Annotated in this window: 16 protein-coding genes and 1 riboswitch; of the genes, 12 read left to right on the forward strand and 4 right to left on the reverse strand. The window is 56.5% G+C overall.

The window, feature by feature from the left end; translation table 11 throughout:
* The first annotated feature begins 1 nt into the window (after position 1).
* The 12 genes from lptF to FE839_RS19155 all read left to right on the forward strand — a co-directional run bounded on the left by lptF (position 2) and on the right by FE839_RS19155 (position 12997).
* On the forward strand, positions 2-1072 hold the full coding sequence (gene lptF / locus FE839_RS19100; RefSeq protein WP_138362347.1) for an LPS export ABC transporter permease LptF: 1071 nt from the start codon (positions 2-4) through the stop codon (positions 1070-1072).
* Complete coding sequence (gene lptG / locus FE839_RS19105) at positions 1069-2148, forward strand: LPS export ABC transporter permease LptG (RefSeq protein WP_138362348.1); 1080 nt, start codon at positions 1069-1071, stop codon at positions 2146-2148. The genes lptF and lptG overlap by 4 nt, the downstream gene beginning before the upstream one ends.
* Before the next feature lie 246 nt (positions 2149-2394).
* Complete coding sequence (locus FE839_RS19110; RefSeq protein WP_138362349.1) at positions 2395-2793, forward strand: hypothetical protein; 399 nt, start codon at positions 2395-2397, stop codon at positions 2791-2793.
* Positions 2794-3037: 244 nt separating this feature from the next.
* On the forward strand, positions 3038-4072 hold the full coding sequence (locus tag FE839_RS19115) for a LacI family DNA-binding transcriptional regulator (protein ID WP_138362350.1): 1035 nt from the start codon (positions 3038-3040) through the stop codon (positions 4070-4072).
* Between the two features lie 184 nt (positions 4073-4256).
* Positions 4257-5180 (forward strand): TIM barrel protein, encoded by a 924-nt coding sequence (locus FE839_RS19120; RefSeq protein WP_138362351.1) that lies wholly within the window; start codon positions 4257-4259, stop codon positions 5178-5180.
* Between the two features lie 15 nt (positions 5181-5195).
* Positions 5196-6368, forward strand: coding sequence for a Gfo/Idh/MocA family protein (locus FE839_RS19125; protein ID WP_138362352.1), 1173 nt, complete (start codon positions 5196-5198; stop codon positions 6366-6368).
* 158 nt (positions 6369-6526) lie between these two features.
* A riboswitch (TPP riboswitch) is annotated at positions 6527-6628 on the forward strand.
* 69 nt (positions 6629-6697) lie between these two features.
* Positions 6698-7393 (forward strand): TenA family protein, encoded by a 696-nt coding sequence (locus FE839_RS19130; RefSeq protein ID WP_138362353.1) that lies wholly within the window; start codon positions 6698-6700, stop codon positions 7391-7393.
* A complete protein-coding gene (locus tag FE839_RS19135; RefSeq protein WP_171034918.1) occupies positions 7390-8118 on the forward strand; it encodes an ABC transporter ATP-binding protein in 729 nt (242 codons plus the stop codon). The genes FE839_RS19130 and FE839_RS19135 overlap by 4 nt, the downstream gene beginning before the upstream one ends.
* The gene (locus tag FE839_RS19140) at positions 8115-8855 is read left to right on the forward strand and encodes an ABC transporter permease (RefSeq protein ID WP_138362354.1); all 741 of its coding nucleotides are present in this window, start codon (positions 8115-8117) and stop codon (positions 8853-8855) included. The genes FE839_RS19135 and FE839_RS19140 overlap by 4 nt, the downstream gene beginning before the upstream one ends.
* Positions 8856-8880: 25 nt before the next feature.
* Positions 8881-9816 (forward strand): ABC transporter substrate-binding protein, encoded by a 936-nt coding sequence (locus FE839_RS19145; RefSeq protein WP_138362355.1) that lies wholly within the window; start codon positions 8881-8883, stop codon positions 9814-9816.
* Between the two features lie 304 nt (positions 9817-10120).
* Positions 10121-11506, forward strand: coding sequence for a diaminobutyrate--2-oxoglutarate transaminase (locus FE839_RS19150; protein WP_138362356.1), 1386 nt, complete (start codon positions 10121-10123; stop codon positions 11504-11506).
* Positions 11507-11515: 9 nt separating this feature from the next.
* Positions 11516-12997 (forward strand): pyridoxal phosphate-dependent decarboxylase family protein, encoded by a 1482-nt coding sequence (locus FE839_RS19155; RefSeq protein ID WP_171034919.1) that lies wholly within the window; start codon positions 11516-11518, stop codon positions 12995-12997.
* 222 nt (positions 12998-13219) lie between these two features.
* Here FE839_RS19155 and FE839_RS19160 read toward each other — a convergent pair whose 3' ends face one another.
* The 4 genes from FE839_RS19160 to uca all read right to left on the reverse strand — a co-directional run bounded on the left by FE839_RS19160 (position 13220) and on the right by uca (position 21573).
* Positions 13220-13963: a glutamine amidotransferase gene (locus FE839_RS19160; RefSeq protein WP_138362358.1), complete on the reverse strand. Its 744-nt coding sequence runs from the start codon at positions 13961-13963 to the stop codon at positions 13220-13222.
* Between the two features lie 104 nt (positions 13964-14067).
* Positions 14068-15987 carry a penicillin-binding protein 2 gene (gene mrdA / locus FE839_RS19165; protein WP_171034920.1) on the reverse strand — a complete coding sequence of 640 codons (1920 nt, stop codon included), beginning with the start codon at positions 15985-15987 and terminating at the stop codon, positions 14068-14070.
* 186 nt (positions 15988-16173) lie between these two features.
* Positions 16174-17967 (reverse strand): allophanate hydrolase, encoded by a 1794-nt coding sequence (atzF, locus tag FE839_RS19170; protein ID WP_138362359.1) that lies wholly within the window; start codon positions 17965-17967, stop codon positions 16174-16176.
* The gene (gene uca / locus FE839_RS19175; protein ID WP_138362360.1) at positions 17968-21573 is read right to left on the reverse strand and encodes an urea carboxylase; all 3606 of its coding nucleotides are present in this window, start codon (positions 21571-21573) and stop codon (positions 17968-17970) included. It lies immediately after the preceding gene.
* Positions 21574-21672: the final 99 nt, after the last annotated feature.

The following is a 21672-nucleotide window of genomic DNA, read 5'->3' on the forward strand; positions in this document are numbered from 1 at the left end:
CATGTCGCTGATTGAACGTTACATCATGGTTGAGATTCGTCGACTGGTGATAATGATCGCCGGTTTTCTCATCTTCATGTTTGCCAGTTACTCCGCCCAGCGCTATCTTACCGATGCCGCCAATGGTACCCTGGCGCTGCGGGTCGTCGCCGATGTGGTTTTTTATAAGGCATTGATTGCATTAGAGATGATACTGCCCGTGGCCCTGTACGTCTCCGTGGCGGTCGCGCTGAGCCAGCTCTACAGCGATGCGGAAATTACCGCCATGCAGGCATCAGGCGCCAGTCCGCTACGGCTGTACAAAGCGATTCTGATACTTGCCATTCCGCTGGCGACAGGGGTCACGCTGCTCTCAATGTATGGTCGCCCCTGGGCTTACGCCAATATTTATCAGCTGCAGCAAGAGTCACAATCGATGCTGGATGTCAGCCATTTGCAGGCTAACAAATTCAACGTTAGCGGCAATGGCCGCATGATCCTCGCCAGCGAGATTGACAAAACAGCCAGCCGTCTGACTGAAGCCCTGATATACCTGCGCTCCGCCAGTCATACGCACCTGTACCGTGCGCACTCGGTTGAGGTGATCGACGCCTCCCCCGGTAACCCCGTCGTTCGGCTGAAAACGGGCTCCGCCTATGTACTGGATCGCCAGGGGCGCGATGACAATGCGCAGAATTACGTCAGCTACGATATTGCGCTGAAGCCGCTCATCCCCGATCCTGAGTTCAGGCATAAATCGGCCTCCCTGACCGCATTGGCGCACTCCGTCGATCCGGCCGACACAGCGGAACTGCAATGGCGGGAGAGCCGCGGGCTGATAACAGTGCTGATGGTACTGCTGGCGATCCCTTTGAGCCGCACCAGACCACGACAAGGCCGCTACGCCACGCTGCTTCCCCTCACCCTCATGTTTACCGTGATTTTCTACGGCGGGAACATTTGTCGCACACTGGTGGCTAACGGTAGCCTGCCGGTGGTCCCCGGCATCTGGCTGGTTCCGCTGGTGATGGCGCTCGGTATGGGCGCGCTGCTCGCGCGCGATGTATCCCTGCCGAGGAAAATATCCCGATGACGATTTTTAGCCGCTATCTGATCCGTAACGTGTTCATCGGGTTCGCCGCCGCCGCTGGCCTGCTTCTGCCGCTGTTTACCACCTTTACGCTGATCAATGAACTTGAGGACGTCACGCCTGACGGTTATCGCTGGACCCAGGCGCTGTATGTGACCGTCATGACGCTGCCCCGCACTCTTGTGGATTTGGGGCCCTTTATCGCGCTGCTCGGGGGGATCGTCGGGCTGGGGCAGCTTGCCAAAAGTCTGGAATTGACGGCGATCCGCGCTGCCGGTATGTCGATCTTCAACATTGCGCTGGTGATGCTCTCCGCCGGGCTGTTGATAAATGTCTCGTTAGGCGCTGTCGATGAATGGGTGGCATCGCCGCTACAACAACGAGCCCTGCAGATGAAAAACAGCACTCTGGCACAATCGAATGATGACGACGCTTCCGTCAACGCGCTATGGGCACGACGCGGTAACGAATTTGTGACCGTGAAGTCCCTTGATAAAAATGGCCAACCGGTGGGTATTGAAATCTTTCATTATCAAGCCGATCGCTCGCTTGAGTCCTATATTTACGCGGAAAAGGCCAGCACCGCGGCCAATGGCATCTGGCTGCTGCACAACGTGATGCAAAAAAACTGGCAAGATAACAGAGAGACCGTTCAAAGGCGCGACAGCCTGCTCTGGCATTCACTCTTTTCCGGCGCTCGTCTGAATGAGCTCATTCTGCCGCCCGGCAGTTTTTCCATCCGGCAACTGGATCACTATATTGATTATCTGCACGATTCAGGGCAGCCGAGCACCGAATATCGTCTCGCGCTATGGAAAAAACTGGGGCAGCCCATTTTGGTTCTGTCCATGATTCTGTTGGCCATTCCGTTTACTTTTACCATTCCGCGCGCGCCCGGACTGGGCAGTCGATTAGCTATTGGCGCGATCGTGGGCCTGCTCACCTATATTACCTATCAGATCGTGCTCAACCTGGGGCTGCTTTTTTCCCTTAATGTCCCTGCAGTGGTTCTCGCGCCTCCCATATTTATCTTGTTACTCGCTTTAGCCCTCGTTTACCGTTTTGATCAAAAACATTAATGGTCACATACAGGCAGACTGCGCAATGCCATCTGTAGCGAAAATGCGGCCCCGTATGGAGCCGAATTGTTGTTGACGTACATTGGAACCGGGTATGACGGGTACAGCGGGCAGATTGCCATCCTCAGACATCGTCTTTAAGATAGCTGGCCTGACGCTATACTTTGAGCCTGTTCAACCTGGGTCATATCACTTGCCATTTAGCCCCCCGAAGGGACAAGCAATTAAATAAGGCAATCAAAACAGATGAAAGCGAATGTGAAATACGAGTTTCACCACTTCGGCATTCCCGTGCAGGATGGTAAGGAAGAGGGTATTTTCAGCGAAAAAGCAGGCATGTACACCACGGATAATCCCGGGCGCTTCCGGGTGCAATGGCACCGTTTTACGGACGACTCTCCGTTACATCCTTTAATCAAAACGGTCCCACACGTTGCATTTAAAGTAGATTGTCTTGCCGATGCCCTAAAAGATGAGGAGATACTGCTTGGGCCTTATGAACCCATCGATGATTATTTTGTCGCAATAATTAATGATGCCGGCGTGCCCATTGAACTGATTCAGACATCGTTGACTGATGAAGAGCTATGGTTGCGAGCCAGAACCGGGAAAGGCCATCTGTACCGACAAGATATCGAACCGTGAAATCACGATGACAGACATGGCGAAATATGCCCGTACAGATGAAAAGTCAGGAACAACGCCGCAACCACTGGTGGTTTACCTTTTGTTCTCAGCGGTTACAAACAACGTTGCCGGATAAATGACGCCCCTAATATGCATAGTCTGATGTACTGTCCGATGGCGTTGTTTAAACCCAGGACTGCGGGCTTTTTTACCGAAAGAAATAATGATAGATTTTTATCATTATTTTCTGAGGGGAATATCAATGTCAGCGAAAAAAGTCACCATGACAGATATAGCCAGGGATGCCAAAGTCGGCATTGCCACCGTTGACCGGGTGCTCAATAAACGTACCCCCGTCAAAGCAAGTACCGAACGTAAAGTGCTTGAAGCCGCCCGTCGGCTAGGATTCGCGCTGGAACAATCGCGCTATCGGCAGGCTGGCGGTCAGTCAGCGGTAACGCTGCGAATGGGGTTTATTCTGCTTCAGCAATCACACTCATTTTATCATCAACTGGCGCAGATGCTTGAGCAGGCGGCCATGCCCTGGCATAACCCGACGCAGCCTCCCGTTTTTCTGCATTACGATATTAACGCCATCGATGACATGGTGGCCGCCATCGACCGTCTGAGCGATGAAGTGGATGTGATCGGCATTGTCGCGCTGGACAACCCGCTGATCCGCCACGCGATTACCCAGGCCATTGATAAAGGCGTTCGCGTTTTTACCCTGCTCTCTGACATGGCTGTGGCGCAACGCACTGGCTATATCGGTCTGGATAATCAAAAAGCGGGCCGCACCGCCGGTTGGGCGATCGACAGGCTTTGTCGCCATGAAGGAGAAATTGGCATCATCATCGGTGATAATCGGTTTATCTGTCAGGAGAGTTGCGAAATTAGCTTTCGTTCATATCTGCGCGAACACGGAAAAGGCGAGCGGGTGCTGGAACCGGTACGCAGCTATGAACGTGCGGATATAGCCCGGCAGGTAACGGATGCCATGTTGCGAGATTACCCTTCCCTGACGGCGATTTACGCCCCTTGCGGCGGCGTTGAGGGGATTATTGACGCGCTACAGGCGCATCAGCGCCAGCATCAGGTGATGCTGATTTGTCACGGCCCGGTGGAAAATGGCGAACTGGCGTTAATTGATGGCACTATCGATCTGATGATCACGCACCGCCTGCCCGCACTCGCAGACGCAACCATAAACGCATTTCTCCAGGCCAGCGGTCAGTCACAGGCAACCTTTATCAACGCCCTGCAGCCGTTCGACCTCCTCACCAAAGAAAATCTCTGATCGCCATGGCGCGGGCATTTCCTCGGCGCGCCTTCTCCTGCCTCATTTTGATAAAAAACCATCAAATAGAACATCAAAATAAACCTTGAATAACATCAAAAAAATAAAAATTCGATGTTGTTGAATTTGAAATATTCATTCAATACTGATGCCGCTTTCATCGCACACTGAAAAGGAATCCGTCATGACCATACATATTGCCAACGCGCCGTGTAGCTGGGGCGTCGATGATCCCAAAAATCCTTATCTGCCGCCTTTCAAGAAAGTGCTGCAGGAAGCCGCCACCGCGGGCTATAAAAGTATTGAATTAGGGCCCTGGAGCTATCTGCCAACCCAGGCCAGTGAACTCAGCGCAGCGCTGAATAAACAAGGGTTATCTCTGGTTGCCGGGACGATCTTTGATGATCTGGTCAGCGAAGAGAACTTCCCGAATATCGTCGAACTGACGCATAACATTTGCCGTAATTTATCGCAGGTCCCCGTTGCGGAAAAAACAGCGGGTAATCCTTTCCAGCCTCCTTACCTGGTGATCATTGATTTCGGTAATCCCCAGCGAGCGCAATATGCCGGGCGTAGCGAGCTGGCGCCGCGACTGTCTCCTGCCGACTGGCAGCAGATGATTAACCATATTGTCATCATCAGCAAACTGGCATGGCAGGAGTACGGCGTCCGTCCGGTCATTCATCCCCATGCGGGCGGCTGTATCGAATTTGCCGATGAGATTGACCTGCTGGCGACGCAAATCCCCCACGACATCGCCGGTCTGTGTCTCGATACCGGCCATCTTTATTACTCTGGAATGGATCCCGTCAGCTGGCTGGATCGTCATTTTGACCGCCTTGACTACCTGCACTTCAAAGATGTTGATCCGAACGTGTTTGAAAGCGTGATTTCCCGTGGCATCGACTTCTTCTCCGCCTGCGCTGAAGGGGTGATGTGTCCGCTTGGCAGCGGCGCAATTGATTATCCGGCGGTACGGGCGTTTCTGGAAAAACGCGGCTATCAGGGCTGGATAACCATTGAGCAAGAGCGCGATCCGCGCAATGTTGAAGGCAGCTTACAGGCCGTCACGGAAAGCCTGCGCTACCTGCGTTCCGTTGGCTTTTAATCTGGAGAGAAGAGAATGATTAATGGAACAAAACCCGTAGGCAGATCGTTACTCTGGGGCATGGTTGGCGGCGGTGGAAGCAGCCAGATCGGCTATATTCACCGTTCTGCGGCGCTGCGCGACGGCGCTTTTACTCTGTTAGCGGGCGCATTTGATATTGATGCCGAGCGTGGGCGTGAATTCGGTCAGCAACTGGGCGTGGAAGCCGGACGCTGCTATGCCGATTACGAAACCCTGTTTCGTGAAGAAGCGACGCGGGAAGACGGTATCGAAGCGGTCTCCATCGCCACGCCGAACAACACCCACTACGCCATTTGCCGTGCGGCGCTGGAGGCCGGATTGCATGTGGTTTGTGAAAAACCGCTGTGCTTTACCGCCGAAGAAGCGGATGCGCTGGTAGCGCTTAGCGAAAAACAACGCAAAATCATTGGCGTGACTTACGGCTACGCCGGTCATCAGATGATTTTGCAGGCGCGACAAATGATTGAGCAGGGATTGCTGGGCGAGATCCGCATCATCAATATGCAGTTCGCACATGGTTTCCACGCGCAGCCGGTAGAGCTGGAAAACCCGAGCACGCGCTGGCGGGTGGATCCGAAATTTGTCGGGCCCAGCTATGTATTAGGTGACTTAGCCACTCACCCGCTGTTTCTGGCGGAAACCATGGCGCCAAAACTCGCCATCACGCGTCTGATGTGCTCTCGCCAGAGCTTTGTCAAAACCCGTGCGCCGCTGGAGGATAACGCCTATGTGCTGATGGAGTACGACAACGGCGCTATCGGTTCAATGTGGTGTTCAGCGGTAAACTGCGGCTCGATGCACGGCCAGAAAGTGCGTATCGTCGGTGAGAAAGCGAGCCTGGAGTGGTGGGATGAGCAACCCAATCAGCTGCGTTATGAAATTCAGGGCGAGCCGGTGCGTATTCTCGAACGCGGGATGTCCTATCTCGACCCGTTGGCTTTACAGGACGATCGCATTGGCGGCGGTCACCCCGAAGGCTTATTTGAAGCATGGTCGAATTTGTACCGCCGTTTCGCCATCGCGATGGACGCCACCGATCGTAATGACCGCGCCCTGTTGGATAATTTCTGGTATCCGGACGCCAAAGCCGGTGCGCTCGGCGTGCATTGGGTGGAAAACTGCGTACGTTCAGCGGATGACGGCGCCCGCTGGGTTGAATTTCGCTAATGATCCCCCTGTGCGTGCTCGCCCGGCAGCACTGTGCTGACCGGGCCTGGCGCAGCCGGTTCATTCACGGGCTTTACCGGGCCTGAAAAAAGGTGACAACGTCACCTAATCTTGTCACATCACAGGATTGTAATCAAAAAGCGAATATCGTATAACAAGGGCCAACCGAGGGGTGTCCTGTAAGGACTGAGATGGCGCGAGCCGAACCCTTTGAACCTGATCTGGGTCATGCCAGCGAAGGGACGGGTCGGCATTTTCGCCAGTTTTGCGCCACTGCCTGTTCACACTTCTGACAGCACGCCCGGATCTCCCCGTTATCAGGAGGTCCAGTGATTCTTCCCGCGTTCACCCAGGGTATTTATGGTCGTCTGCGTCAGCAGGCCAACGCTGACTGGCAGCACTATGTCGCTCACCCCTTTCTCCGGCAACTCGCTGCAGGCACCCTGCCCGAAATCGCTTTTCGCCGTTACCTGACTCAGGATTATCTGTTTCTGATCCACTTTGCCCGGAGCTATGCGCTGCTGGTGAGTAAACTGCAGACGTTGCCAGAAATGCGCGCCGCCGCCGCGTCGATGAACGCCATTCTTGACGAGCTCCCGCTACATGTAGACTACTGCACAGGATGGGGTCTGGATGAGGCGACAATGGCGGCCACACCTGAAGCCGTGGAAACCGTCAACTACACCCGTTACGTACTGGATATCGGTCACGCCGGCGATACGCTGGATCTGTTGACGGCGCTGATGCCTTGCGTTGCCGGATACGCCGAAATCGGCCTCGGCTTACTGCACGATCCCGCCACTAACCTCACCACCAACCCCTATGCGTCCTGGATCCGTAACTATGGCGATGAGGGCTATCTGCGCGGGGTTAATTCGGCTATTAATCTGCTGGAAACCGTGTGGCAACAACGTGGCGGCGAAGCCCGATTTGCTGAACTCAGCCGCATCTTCACCACCGCCACGCGGCTGGAGGCCAGCTTCTGGCAAATGGGACTCAATGCCGTCACGGAGTGCGCAACGTGATAGCGCCGGGTATCGAGGTGCGCAACCTCAGCTTACGTTTTCACGCCCGGCAGATCTTCGACAACCTCTCATTTGATATTCCTGGCGGTCAGTGGGTGTCTCTGCTGGGGGCCAGCGGCGTGGGGAAAACCAGCCTGCTGCGCATTATCGCCGGACTGGAGCAGGCGACGGCGGGTCATGTTCGCGCCAGCGATGGCCAGCCGATGGCAAAACGTCTGGCCTGGATGGGGCAAAAGGATCTGCTCTATCCCTGGCTAAGCGTGCGTGACAATGTCTCCCTCGGCGCGCGTCTTCGCGGCGAACCCATTAATGACACGCGCGTCACCACGCTGTTAAGGCGGGTGGGTCTCGAACACTGCGCCAGCGACCGGCCATCCTCTCTGTCGGGGGGAATGCGCCAGCGGGCGGCCCTGGCGCGCACCCTTTATGAAGATCGCCCCATTGTATTGATGGACGAGCCCTTTTCAGCGCTCGATACCCTTACCCGCACGCGAATTCAAACCCTGGCCGCCGAATTGTTAGTGAACCGTACCGTGATGCTTATCACCCACGATCCGATGGAAGCCTGCCGACTCAGCCATCGCCTGCTGGTACTCTCGCCCGCTGCCGGAGGAATTGACGATACGCACCGCTTATCCGGCATGCCGCCCCGAGCCTGTGACGATCCGCAGGTATTAACCAGCCAGGCGGAGCTGCTGCAACAGCTAATAAGGGCCAACGGATGAACGCTAAACTGTTGCGCGGCGGCGTGGTATTCTGCGGCCTGCTGCTGCTCTGGTGGCTGGCGAGCCGTAGCGGAATTCCGGCCTTTTTGCTTCCTTCACCATCAGCGGTGGCCAGCGCGTTGTGGTTCAACCGGGGTTACCTGGGCTGGCATACGCTGATCACCCTGAGCGAGATCCTCTGCGGCCTCACGGCTGGCGTGCTGCTCGGCGTCGCGCTGGCGCTATGTATGATCGTCTCGCCGCGTATTCAACGCTGGCTAATGCCGCTGGTGCTGACCAGTCAAGCGATCCCGGTCTTTGCCCTCGCCCCGCTACTCGTACTGTGGTTTGGCTTCGGCATAAGCGCCAAAGTGATGATGGCGGTGCTGGTGATTTTCTTCCCCGTGACCTCGGCATTTTTTGACGGGCTGCGGCGGGTCAACCACGACTATCTCGATCTGGCGCGCACCATGGGGGCATCTTCTGGCGCGCAGTTGCGCCATGTGCGCATGATGGCGGCCCTTCCGGCTCTTGCCTCCGGCCTGAGAATGGCCGCGGCCGTCGCCCCCATCGGGGCGATTATCGGCGAATGGGTCGGCTCAGCCGAAGGCCTGGGCTACGTGATGCTCAATGCCAACGCGCGTCTGCAGACGGATATCTGTTTTGCGGCGCTGTTTATTTTAGTGCTGCTGACGGTCCTGTTATGGCTGACAGTGGATGCTTTTCTACACCGGCTGATTAACTGGGCGCCGGAATAATGACGCTTTTATATAAGGAGTAACCATGCGTAAATCTGTACCCGCCGCAATAGCCCTCACCGCGCTGCTCTGCGGCCAGGCGCTGGCCAACGAGAAACTCACCCTGGTGCTGGACTGGTATATCAACCCGGATCACGCGCCGATCATGGTGGCCGAACAGATTGGCGCCTTTAAAGAAGCCGGACTGGACGTCACCATTGTGCCGCCATCGGACCCGGCGTTACCGCCGCGACTGGTGGCCGCTCATCAGGCCGATCTGGCGATCACCTATCAGCCGCAGGTGCATTTTTTTGCTGATGAAGGGCTGCCTCTGGTGCGCGTCGGTACGCTGATTAATTCACCGTTAAACACGGTAATTACCCTGGATAAAGACATCAAAACCCCGGCCGACCTGCAAGGCAAGAAAGTTGGCTATTCGGTTAGCGGTATTGAACAGGCGACGCTGGCAACCATGGCGCAGTATGCGCATATCGACCCCAAAAGTATCAAACTGGTCAATGTTAACTTCCAGTTAACCAGCGCCCTGCTAGCCGGCCAGGTCGATGCGGTCATTGGCGGCTATCGTAATATAGAAGCGCTGGAGCTGAAGCTGCAGGGGAAAGATCCCGTTGTGATGAACGTCGAGGATTATGGCGTACCGGCCTACGATGAACTGGTGATCGTCGCCAACCGTGACGAGGTCAACGCCCCGAAAATCAAGAAATTCCTTGCCGCATTGCAAAAAGGGGTCACTTATCTGCGCGCCCATCCTCAGCAGACCTGGCTGGCCTTTGCCGACGCGCATCCTGAACTTAACACCGAACTGAACAAGCAGGCCTGGCTGAAAACCCTCCCCCTGTTTGCCGTCAATCCGGCGGCGCTGAATAAACCGCGCTATGAAGCCTATGAACAGTTTTTATACACCAACAAGTTAGTTAAAAAAATTACCCCGCTGACAAATTATGCGGTTGAACTGCATTGAGTCATGGCCTTGCTGGCGGAATCGTTCCACCGGCAAGGGCAGCATCGCGGTAATAAAAGTACGTTATTTTTAACTAAAAATGACAATTTAAAAGGCCTTGGGCTATTTAATAATTAATAACAATATCAATAAATTAAAGGTCTATCCGTTAAAGTAAGAATAATGAAAAAATACCTTAATAAATAAAACGTTGAATGCAAATTTAAAAAGCCATATATTGTGCGCGCCTTATGCATGGCAATTCAATTTTTTACACCATTTTATTCAACCCGCGTTCAAGCGAAACACGGGTTGTGGGAGTGATATGATGACGGATAAAGTCCGTATTGATACTTTAGGCGCAGATTTATTAGATGCAAACAACGATACCTTTTTGGCCCGTCAGGCTGAATTCGAGTCGAATGTCAGGAGCTACCCGCGCAAACTGCCGTTGGCGATTACTAAAGCGGAAGGCGTCTGGCTGACCGATGCGGATAACAAGCAGTATCTGGATTGCCTTGCCGGCGCCGGTACTCTGGCTCTCGGCCACAACCATCCTGATGTGTTACAAAGCATCCAAAGTGTCATTACCAGCGGCTTGCCGTTACATACCCTCGATCTGACAACACCGTTAAAAGATCGCTTCTCTGAATACCTGCTCTCTCTGTTACCGGGCGAAGGCAAAGAATACTGCCTGCAGTTCACTGGCCCGTCCGGCGCTGACGCCGTGGAAGCGGCGCTGAAACTGGCGAAAAAATACACCGGTCGTTCTTCCGTAATCAGCTTCTCCGGCGGCTACCATGGGATGACCCACGGCGCGCTGTCCGTCACCGGTAATCTGTCGCCGAAAGCGGCGGTGAACGGCATGATGCCGGAAGTGCAGTTTATGCCTTATCCGCATCAGTATCGCTGCCCGCTGGGTATCGGCGGCGATGCGGGCGTAAAAGCACTGGCCTACTACTTCGAAAACCTGATCAACGACGTGGAAAGCGGCGTGCGTAAACCGGCGGCGGTGATCCTGGAAGCCGTTCAGGGGGAAGGCGGCGTGAACCCGGCGCCGGTCGAGTGGCTGCAGCGCATCCGTAAAGTGACTCAGGAACACGGCATTCTGTTGATCATCGATGAAGTTCAGGCAGGCTTTGCCCGTACCGGTAAATTCTTCGCCTTTGAACATGCAGGCATTGAGCCGGACATCATCGTGATGTCAAAAGCCGTTGGCGGCGGTCTGCCGCTGGCCGTTCTCGGTATTAAAAAGCCGTTCGATGCCTGGGAACCGGGTCACCACACTGGGACTTTCCGCGGCAACCAGCTGGCGATGGCGACCGGCCTGACCACCCTGCGCTATCTGAAAGACAACCATATCGCCGATAAAGTCGCCGCCCAGGGCGAGTGGCTGAAAGGCAAACTGGCTGAGATGCAGAAACGTTACCCGGTTATCGGTCACGTGCGCGGTCTGGGTCTGATGATCGGTATTGAAATCGTTAAACCGAACGAAGCGCCGGACCATCTGGGTAGCTACCCGGCGGATGGCGAACTCTCTGCGCTGCTGCAGAAGAAGTGCTTTGAAGCGGGTCTGATCCTTGAGCGCGGCGGTCGTAACGGCTGCGTACTGCGTCTGCTGCCATCCCTGCTGATCAGTAACGCGGAGCTGGAGATCTTCTTCGATAAATTTGAACAGGCCCTGCTGGGCGCCGGCGTAAAACCGGTCTGAGTGGAGCGAATGACCGCAATGTCAAAATTGAATCCAGTTCTTGCCGGTACCACGCAGAGCATTGACGCCTACCAGCAGGCGATCGCCCAGAGCAGCCAGGCGGTAGCGCAGTGGCTGCAGCAGCCTGAGATGTATCAGGGGAAAAGCGTTGACGAATTACGTCAGCGCATCCACCTTGATTTCAATGAACAAGGGCTCGGCAACCAGGCGGCAATTGACCGGGCGATCGAGTTTTTCCTCAAAGACAGCCTGTCGGTACATCACCCGCATTGCGTCGCGCATCTTCACTGCCCGAGCCTGGTGATTAGCCAGGCGGCGGAAGTGCTGATTAACGCCACCAACCAGAGCATGGACTCCTGGGATCAAAGTCCGTCAGCGACCCTTATCGAAATTAAGCTGATTGAGTGGCTACGCGCCCAGGTCGGCTACGGCGCTGGCGATGCGGGCGTGTTCACCAGCGGCGGCACTCAGAGCAATATGATGGGGCTGATGCTGGCGCGTGATGCCTTCTTCGCCCGCCAGGGTCATTCGATCCAGCAGGAGGGGCTGCCGGGCGATATCCGTCAGTACAAAGTGCTGTGTTCAGAAAACGCCCACTTCTCGGTGCAGAAAAATATGGCGTTGATGGGCCTCGGCTACCGTTCCGTGACGCTGGTGAAAACCGATGAGTTCGCCCGGATGGACATAGCGGACCTGCAAGCGAAGATCGCGCAGGCGCAGGCCAACGGCGAACAGATCATGGCGATTGTCGCCACCGCAGGCACCACCGATGCGGGGGCAATTGACCCGCTGCGGGCCATTGCTGCAATCGCCGCCGAACACCAGATCTGGCTGCACGTTGATGCTGCCTGGGGCGGCGCGCTGCTGATGTCTGAAAAGTATCGCGACCGCCTGGACGGTATTGAGTTAGTGGATTCCATCACCCTGGATTTCCACAAACAGTTCTTCCAGACCATCAGCTGTGGCGCGTTTCTGTTAAAAGAAGCCCGTCACTACGAGCTGATGCGCTATCAGGCCGCGTATCTGAACTCCGAATTCGATGAAGAGCACGGCGTACCGAACCTGGTGTCTAAATCGCTGCAAACCACCCGTCGCTTCGATGCGCTGAAGCTATGGATGGGCCTGGAAGCACTGGGCCGGAAGCAGTACGCGGAGATCATCGATCACGGCGTGACCATGGCGCTGAACGTGGCGGAATATGTCGAAACTCAGCCGTCGCTGGAACTGGTGATGCAGCCGCAGCTGGCGAGCGTGCTGTTCCGTTCTCGCCCTCACCAGATGGCGGGCAGCGATGATATGACCATCGGCCTGCTCAACCAGCGTGTTGGCGATGCGCTGCTGGCGACTGGTCGCGCCAACGTTGGCGTGACCGAGCACAAAGGCGTGACCTGCCTGAAACTGACACTGCTGAACCCCCTCGTCACGTTAGATGACATAAAGGTTCTGCTAAGCCTAGTGGAACGTACCACTGAGGAATTGCTGGCGCAATAACCTTATTTTCCGGACACTGCTATACACCTTTCTGCCGGGTGGCGGCTGACGCCTTACCCGGCCTACAACACCAATAGTATCATTGTGGTACGTATTTCCCACAGGCCCGTGCAAGCGAAGCGCCGCCGGGCGGTTGCGGAAAAATGCGCGATGTCAGCAATCGTATGCCGATAACTCACCTTATCGGCTTTTTATTCCCCTGCTTCCCTCCGACGCCCCTCGTTAAGCCGTTTTCAGATCCGGCGTCAGATAGTGAGCGATAAAACGGGTCAAAACAGCAGATGCCTCAGGGCTCTCCACCACTTCGCGACTCAGCTTTTCTGGATCAATCCCCTCATTGCGCAGCGCCGTCTGGCGCCAGGCAATCAGCGAGCGGGCAATCGCCGGGGTAATTTCCGGGTGGAACTGAGTGGACACGGCATGTTCGCCATAACGGACAATCTGGTGCGGATCGTGCCGGGAAGAAGCCAGCACCGTCGCCCCTTGCGGTAGCCTGATCACCGTCTGCATATGGGTAAGATGTGCGCTGAAAGAGGCCGGTTGCTTCGCCAGCAGGCTATCCTTAATCCCACGCTCAGACAGTGAAATAGTTTTGCTTCCCGCCTCGCGCCCTGCCGGGTGATAATCCACCTCACCGCCCAGCGCGTGTGCCATGAGTTGATGCCCATAGCAAACGCCAAACAGCGGCATCGCCATCGTCATCGCTTCACGGATCCATTCGGCGGTCATTTCACTCCACGGCAGACGCTCAGTTACCATGTCCCAGGAGCCGGTGATCACCGCCACCGTATCCTTATCGGGCGCGGGAAGCGGTTCCCCGGCAAACACCCGCGCGACGCGGATTTTATTGCGCCAGGGCGCAAGTAAATGGCTAAACCAGACAGGAAGATCGCCATGGTCGGAAATGATTTCAACCGGCGGAGTACCAGTTTGCACAAGAAGCAATGTTTTTCGGCTTAACGACATCAGAGCGCCTTTTTCAGAATCATCCAGAACCCTACTATGAGCAAAAGCGCAGACGGCGGCAAATAACCAATCCGTCATCGCTTATGACCAGAGTGAATAACGGCCTACCGCGCATCGGCGCTCTCCACCTGCGGCACGTTCGCTCCCGCGCCACCGTCCTGTGATGCACTGGCCGGATCAAAGATATGGTCGAGAATCTTACGTGCAGTCGGCCCGGCCACCACACCATCGCCGCCGCCGTTTTCCAGAATCAACGCCATCGCCACCTTCGGATGCTGATACGGCGCAAACAACGTATAGAAAATATGGTCGCGCAGACGCACCGGGATCATTTTCGCGTTATAGGTCTGGTTCTCCTTGAGGCTGAAGACCTGGGAAGTACCGGATTTTGCCGCAATCTGGTACGGCGCAGTGTGAAACAGCTTATATCCGGTACCGTTCGGCAGATTCGCCATGCCGTACATTCCGTTACGCACAATCCCCCAGTAAGGTGAATGCGGATCGCCAATCTGTGGAAGATTCTGCGGTTGCTGGTAGCGTTCAATCATATTGCCTTGCTTCATGGAATAGAGCAGATGCGGGTTTTTCACCTTACCGTTGTTAATCAGGGTAGTCAGGGCCTTCACCATCTGAATTGGCGTCGCAATCCAGTAGCCCTGGCCGATGCCGACGGAGATCGTGTCTCCCTGATACCACGGTTTTTTATGTACCCTCAGCTTCCACTCCCGGCTCGGCAGCACCCCGGTATACTCTTCATTCAGATCGATCCCCGTTGACTGTCCGTAGCCAAACTTACTTAACCACTCATGGATACGGTCGATCCCCATTTCATACGCCACCTGATAGAAAAACGTATCCGCCGACTCTTCAATCGCTTTGGTAACATTTAGAATACCGTGACCGCTCTTCAGCCAGTCGCGATAGCGGCGCTGCGTGCCCGGCAGTGTCCAGGTCGGCCCGCCAAAAAACGTCGTGGTAGGGGTGATGACGCCCGCGGACAACGCCGACAGCGCCATATAGGGTTTCACCGTTGATGCGGGTGGATATAGCCCCTGGGTCACGCGATTAATCAGCGGGCGATCCGGATTATCCAGTAGCGCGCGATAAGCCTGATAGCCAATCCCCCTGACGAACGGGTTTGGATCATAGCTGGGGCTGGAAACCATCGCCAGCACCCCGCCATCGCGCGGATCGACGACGACGACCGCCGCACGCTGCCCCTTCAGCACCGATTCGATATACTGCTGTAAATGCAGATCCAGCGTCAGGTAGATGTTCTTTCCGGCCACCGGCGGGACCTCTTTCAGCAGGCGTACCACCCGACCATGGTTATCCACCTCAACTTCCTGATAGCCGGTGGTGCCGTGCAGCGCTTTCTCGTAGTAGCCTTCAATGCCCTGCTTGCCGATATTGTGGTCGGCGGCATAGTTCTCCGCTTCGCCCGCTTTCGCCAGCTTTTGCAGATCGCTGTCGTTGATTTTCGATACATAGCCGACCACGTGCGCCAGTTCCGCGCCATAGGGATACCGGCGCTGCTGGTAACTTTCAATGGTCACGCCGGGGAAACGAAACTCATTGACGGCAAAACGCGCCACTTCAACATCGCTGAGATCGGATTTTAAGGTCACCTCTTTATAGCGGCTGTTGTGCTGCATGTCGTCGCGGAAATCGGCGATATCTTGTGGGGTGAGATCGATAATCGGCGTTAACTGCCGCAGGAGCGCCTTCATATCGGCGATTTTGCTCGGGATCACCTGTAAACGGTACAATGTAACATTTTGCACCAGCGGAATACCGTTACGATCGAAAATCAGCCCCCGGCTTGGCGCGATGGGCAGCATCTTGATGTCATTCTGGTTTGAGCGGGTCTGGTAAAAGTCGTACTGATCTATCTGGAGGTGATAGAGATTGACAATCAGAATAACAAAGCAGACCACCACCACCAGAAAAGCAATTACGGCACGGCGGATAAATAGCATCTTTTCCGCTGAGTGGTCGCGAATTTCATCTCTCATTAGGGACATTAGCGGTCGTTTACCTGGGTTACAAAGGGCCTGAAAATGGAAAAGCGGGGAAGAATAACGTTCTCAGGGCGCGAGCCCTACCGAAAGGTTGCTAATGACCTGGCAGAAATGTATCAGTATGTTAGAAAAATAAGTGACACCGTCACATAAAAGACCTTTGCCGCACGCGACAAAGGTCCAGACCGACTAGCGTGACAGCCAGGCGCGCCAGCCGCCGTACGCGGTGATTTCCGTGGCCCCCTGTAACCCTTCAGCCTCGCAGATAAACCCCGTTAATCTGCGTCCGTCGGCGAGTTCGACTTGCCCTAAACCCAGCGGCGCAGCGATACCGGCTAACAATGAACCGACCTCTGCGGAAGGTAATTCCCACACTTCGACCGCAATCGCTCTCCCGCCGCAATTATCACGCACCATCGCCGGACGTTTACCATCAGCAAGCGCGTATAAACGATAATAAGGCGCGCTTTGGGTCGCCTGTAGCAATCGCCCGCCTCGCGCCCGTAGCTGGCCGTTAAGCGGCAGGCCATCAAGATGCGCGCCGCAAACAACCAGCGCCATTCGGTCATGGCTGGCGGCATGTGCAGGTGGCGTTCTGTCCGGCAACGTCCCGCCAGGCAGCGCCAGCGGTTCACAACGCTGAAACGCATCGGCGAGGCTCAGCAGATATTGATCGGTAAAGACCCGGCCAAACAGGGTCACGCCGGATGGCAGCCCGTCAGGCATAAATCCAGCCGGCACGCTGACGGCGGCATAATCCAGCAGGTTCATAAAGTTGGTGTAATACCCCAAATCGGCATTACGCTTGATCGGCTCGGCGTCCAGTTCGTCAAGCGTAACCGGACGCGGATAGGTTGGCGTCAGAACGCAGTCCAGCGTTGCCAGAATCGCGTCGCACTGCGCCTTGTAATGCTGCAGTTGATACATCGCTTTAAAGGTCGTCGTCGCATCCGTCCCCGGCGCTTTCGCCAGCACGTCGCGAATCACCGGCAGCACCGCATCCGGGTTTTGTTCAATCAACGGGCCAACCACCGCATAGCGTTCAGCAACCCACGGCCCTTCATACAACAAACGGGCCGCCGCGAGAAACGGGGTGAAGTCTATTTCGACGGGGATGCCGCCAAGTGCCGTCATTCGCTCGCAGGCGCGGGTAAACAGATGTGCGCTCGCTTCGCAGCCGAGAAAATTAAGCTCGCGCGGTATGCCAAAACGAAAACCCGCCGACAGCGTACCGAACGCCTGACGACGGTTCCACTGCGGATTGTGGCGACTGTATGCGTCCCGCGGATCGTCGCGCGCGACAAGATCCAGCAACTGACTGGCCTCATCGGCGGTAGCGCTGAAAAAGGTTACGCAGTCCAGCGTACGGCAGGCGGGCACCACCCCTGCGGTGGAGATCAGCCCTTTGCTCGCTTTCAGTCCCACCAGATTATTCAGCCCGGCGGGCACCCGTCCGCTACCGGCGGTGTCGGTCCCCAGCGAAAAGCTGGCGACGCCTAACGCCACCGCCAGCGCGGAACCGGCGCTGGACCCGCCGGCGGGGTAATCCGGGTGATAGCTGTTGCGACAGCGGCCATATGGCGATCGGGTCCCATTGAGGCCTGTGGCAAACTGATCGAGATTGGTTTTACCTACCGGCACCGCCCCCAGCGCAATTAACTGTTCGACAACGGTGGCGCTCTGCTCCGCCCGGTAGGCAAAGGCCGGACAGGCTGCGGTCGTCACACTCTCCGCCAGGTCAATATTGTCTTTAATGGCGAACGGCACGCCGTATAACGGCAACGATTCTGGCGTACATGCGTCCAGCCGCGCCAGAAAAGGCGCCTGTTCCTCTTCGCTCAGTATATGAATAAAAAGCCGAAACTCCGGATTCAACGCCTGCGCCCGCTGGCGTATTTTCGCCAGCAACGCACGTGGGGTGATGCTACCGCTGCGATAATCCGCCGCCAGGGTTGCCAGGCGTAAATCAAACGTTTGCTGCATTTACACATTCTCCTCAATAATCACCGCCACCCGTTGCCCGGCATGAACCGCGCTACCCGGCTGAACGCTAATCTGCTGAATAATGCCGTCACACGGCGCCAGTAATGGGATCTCCATCTTCATGGATTCGAGCACAACCAGCACCTCTCCCTCGCGCACCCGACTCCCCACTGCGACCTGCACCTGCCATAAGTTACCGGAAATTGGACTTTCCACCCCCTGCTCACCCTGCTGCAACGGCATATCGCCGCCCTCTTCGGTTACGTTCTCCTGAGTGGTAAAATCCGCCTGGCCGTTGGCAATCCAGCGCTCACGTTCGGCATTAAACGCCTGCTGCTGATGGTCGCGAAACGCGGCGATACTCTGCGCTTCACGCGCGAGAAACTGCTGATATTCCGCCAGCCGCAGCGTGCTATGTTCAATACGCAGGGGATAGCGCCCAAGTGGAAAATCGCGACGGATCCGCAGCAGTTCCTCAGCCGAAACCGGGTAAAACCGCAACTGGTCAAAAAAGCGCAGCAGCCAGGGTTTACCAGCAAAATCAGCGACATTATGATAGCGGTTCCACATTTGCAGCGTGCGGCCGACAAACTGATAGCCGCCAGGTCCTTCCATGCCATAGACGCACAGATAGGCGCCGCCGATACCGACGGAGTTTTCCGCCGTCCAGGTTCGCGCCGGGTTGTACTTGGTCGTCACCAGTCGGTGACGGGGATCGAGCGGGGTCGCAACCGGCGCGCCGAGATAAACATCGCCCAGCCCCATCACCAAATAGCGGGCGTCAAACACCGTATTCCACACCGCCTGTTCATCAGGCAGGTTATTAATCCGACGGATAAATTCCAGGTTACTCGGGCACCAGGGGGCGTCATGGCGCACGGTGGTCATATATTTGTCGATCGCTTTACGACAGGCCGGATCATCCCAGGAGAGCGGCAGGTGCACCACCCGCGTGGGGACCTGCAGATCATCGCTGACGCAGACCGTCGCCCATTCAGCGCGTACCCACGCCAGCAGTTGTTCCAGGAGCAGGGTTTCTGGCTGGAAATGGATTTGCAGCGAACGGATCCCCGGCGTGATATCAATCACCCCTTGTCGGGATTGCGCTTCCAGCGCCTGCATCAGCGCGTGAATGCGAAAACGCAGCACCAGATCCAGTTCCGCCTCTCCCGCTTCCAGCAGCAGATGCGTATCGCCGGAGAGACGCGCCACCAGACGTTTATCCCCCTCGCCGCAGGTCATGACCATCGGCGAAGTCAGCGGCGCAGGTTGCCAGACCGTCTCCTGTGGCTGGAGCGTCGCCAGTTCGGCGCGTCGCCCGGCGGCCAGCCGTCTGGCGGTGAGAAGATCCACCGGCACAAAACGCACTTTATCCCCGGCTTTAAGCTGTCCTGTTTGCCAGAGATCGGCTTCAATCACCGTCACCGGACAAACAAAACCGCCGAGGCTCGGGCCATCAGGCCCCAGGATCACCGGCATATCGCCGGTAAAATCCACTGCGCCAACGGCGTAAGGGTTGTCATGAATGTTCGAGGGATGCAGCCCCGCCTCGCCCCCGCTATCCCGGCTCCAGAGCGGTTTCGGCCCAATCAGACGCACGCCGGTACGGCTGGAGTTAAAATGCACTTCCCATTCGGTTGCAAAGAATGTCTCAATGTAGTCAGGCGTAAAGAACTCCGGCGCGCCGTGAGGGCCATAAATGACCCGCAGCGTACGCACATCCGCCAGCCCCGTGCGCAGGGCGTCGGGCAGTTTACTGTCATGCGCGGCAGTGGGCCGCGGCGCCAGATGCAATACGTCGCCGCCACGTAAAGCCCGCCCGCCGTGGCCGCCAAATTGGCCGAGAGTAAAGGTACTTTTACTCCCTAAATAGTCCGGCACCTGAATGCCACCGCTGAGGCAGAGATAGCTTCTGACGCCCGCGCCGCTGATGGCGCCCAGTTTCAGCGTCGCCCCTGCAGGGACAGTAAAAACGCGGTCCATTGGCAGGGGGACGCCATCCAGCGTGGCGGGCAGCGATGCGCCGCAAATCACCGCCTGAACAGCGGTATTAAATTTCAACGCTGGCCCGTTAAGGGTGATCTCCAGCGCGGCATCGTCTTCAGCGTTGCCCAACAGGCGGTTACCAAAACGCAGGGCGCGGTCATCCATCGGCCCCGATGGCGGTACCCCCACCGCCCAATACCCCAGGCGCCCCGGATAATCCTGAATCGTCGTCTGGGTACCGGCGCTCAAAACCTCAACCGTTGCCGCCTGATAGCGCAATTGCTCCAGGCAACGGGTCCAGGGGTGGCCCTCGGTAAACGGCGCAAAAGCAAGAATGTGCTGCAGATACAAAAGATTGGTTTCCACGCCGTACAGACGGGTCTCCGTCAGCGCCTGGAGCAGACCGGCGATCGCGTCCTCACGGCCAGGGCGCCATACGATGATTTTCGCCAGCATGGGATCGAAAAATGGCGGCACGTCGCAGCCTGCTTCCACCCAGCGATCAATACGCAGACTTCTGCCATCCGCCGCCGGAAACGCCGCTTCCGTCAACAACCCCGGAGAAGGCTGAAACTGCTGCCCCGGATCTTCCGCGTAAATGCGCGCCTGAATAGCATGCCCCTGTGGCCGTAGCCCGGCAGCCAGTTGACTCAGCGGCGGAAGATCGCCTGCCGCTAATTCAATCATCCAGCGCACCAGATCCACGCCCCAGACCTGCTCCGTCACGCCGTGTTCCACCTGAAGCCGGGTATTCACTTCGAGAAAGTAAAACTGCCGCGCCGCGCTGTCATACACAAATTCAACGGTACCGGCGCTGCGGTAATTCACCGCCTTACCAAGGGCGATGGCTGCCGAACACAGGGCCTGGGCCATCCCTTCGGGCAGGTTTGGCGCTGGCGTCTCTTCAATCACCTTTTGATTACGTCGCTGTACCGAGCAGTCCCGTACGCCGAGGGCGATGACATCTCCGCATCCATCGCCGAAGATCTGCACCTCCAGGTGACGGGCGCGTTCAATATATTTTTCGAGAAATACCCCAGCGTCACTGAAGTTGTTTTGCCCCAGTCGCTGTACGGCCTCGAATGCCGCTGACAGCTCACTGGCATCGCGGCAGACGCGCATACCGATTCCACCGCCGCCAGCGGTACTTTTGAGCATCACCGGATAGCCAACCGTCTCTGCCGCACGCTGTGCTTCAGCGCTATCGGCCAGCAGCTCACTGCCTTCCAGCAGCGGTACTCCCTCGGCTTTGGCTAAGGCGCGAGCGGTATGCTTCAGACCAAAAATGCGCAACTGCTGCGGCGTCGGGCCAACGAAAACCAGCCCCGCCGCTTCGCACGCCTCGGCGAACGCGGCATTTTCCGAGAGGAAACCGTAGCCGGGGTGAATCGCTTTGGCGCCGCTCTGCCGCGCAGCGGCAATAATTTTTTCACTCGCCAGATAAGTTTGCGCCGCCGGGCCGTCGCCGAGGCTTAACGCTTCATCTGCGTCACGTATATGTAAACTGCTCAAATCGGCTTCAGAGTACACGGCCACGCCCTTGACTTGCATGGCGCGCAGTGTACGCAGGATGCGACAAGCGATAGCACCCCGATTGGCAATCAGTAAGGTATCAAACATAAGCGGAACTCACAGGAACGCGGGTCGTCCCGCAAAAATCGCGTTTCCCCTGGGGTCGTCCCCGGGGCCAACCGGCGCTTAAGATTTGTGCGTCGGTAG

Origin of the sequence: Klebsiella indica, from assembly GCF_005860775.1 — a bacterium.
In the GTDB taxonomy this organism is placed as follows: domain Bacteria; phylum Pseudomonadota; class Gammaproteobacteria; order Enterobacterales; family Enterobacteriaceae; genus Klebsiella; species Klebsiella indica.

Bases quoted from the DNA above. Each gene is read 5' to 3' on its own strand.
- FE839_RS19160 (WP_138362358.1), bottom strand. From the start codon at position 13,963: ATGTCGTTAAGCCGAAAAACATTGCTTCTTGTGCAAACTGGTACTCCG.
- FE839_RS19140 (WP_138362354.1), top strand. From the start codon at position 8,115: ATGAACGCTAAACTGTTGCGCGGCGGCGTGGTATTCTGCGGCCTGCTG.
- FE839_RS19120 (WP_138362351.1), top strand. From the start codon at position 4,257: ATGACCATACATATTGCCAACGCGCCGTGTAGCTGGGGCGTCGATGAT.
- FE839_RS19150 (WP_138362356.1), top strand. From the start codon at position 10,121: ATGATGACGGATAAAGTCCGTATTGATACTTTAGGCGCAGATTTATTA.
- lptF (WP_138362347.1), top strand. From the start codon at position 2: ATGTCGCTGATTGAACGTTACATCATGGTTGAGATTCGTCGACTGGTG.
- lptG (WP_138362348.1), top strand. From the start codon at position 1,069: ATGACGATTTTTAGCCGCTATCTGATCCGTAACGTGTTCATCGGGTTC.
- uca (WP_138362360.1), bottom strand. From the start codon at position 21,573: ATGTTTGATACCTTACTGATTGCCAATCGGGGTGCTATCGCTTGTCGC.
- FE839_RS19145 (WP_138362355.1), top strand. From the start codon at position 8,881: ATGCGTAAATCTGTACCCGCCGCAATAGCCCTCACCGCGCTGCTCTGC.
- FE839_RS19115 (WP_138362350.1), top strand. From the start codon at position 3,038: ATGTCAGCGAAAAAAGTCACCATGACAGATATAGCCAGGGATGCCAAA.
- FE839_RS19125 (WP_138362352.1), top strand. From the start codon at position 5,196: ATGATTAATGGAACAAAACCCGTAGGCAGATCGTTACTCTGGGGCATG.
- FE839_RS19110 (WP_138362349.1), top strand. From the start codon at position 2,395: ATGAAAGCGAATGTGAAATACGAGTTTCACCACTTCGGCATTCCCGTG.
- atzF (WP_138362359.1), bottom strand. From the start codon at position 17,967: ATGCAGCAAACGTTTGATTTACGCCTGGCAACCCTGGCGGCGGATTAT.
- FE839_RS19155 (WP_171034919.1), top strand. From the start codon at position 11,516: ATGACCGCAATGTCAAAATTGAATCCAGTTCTTGCCGGTACCACGCAG.
- mrdA (WP_171034920.1), bottom strand. From the start codon at position 15,987: ATGTCCCTAATGAGAGATGAAATTCGCGACCACTCAGCGGAAAAGATG.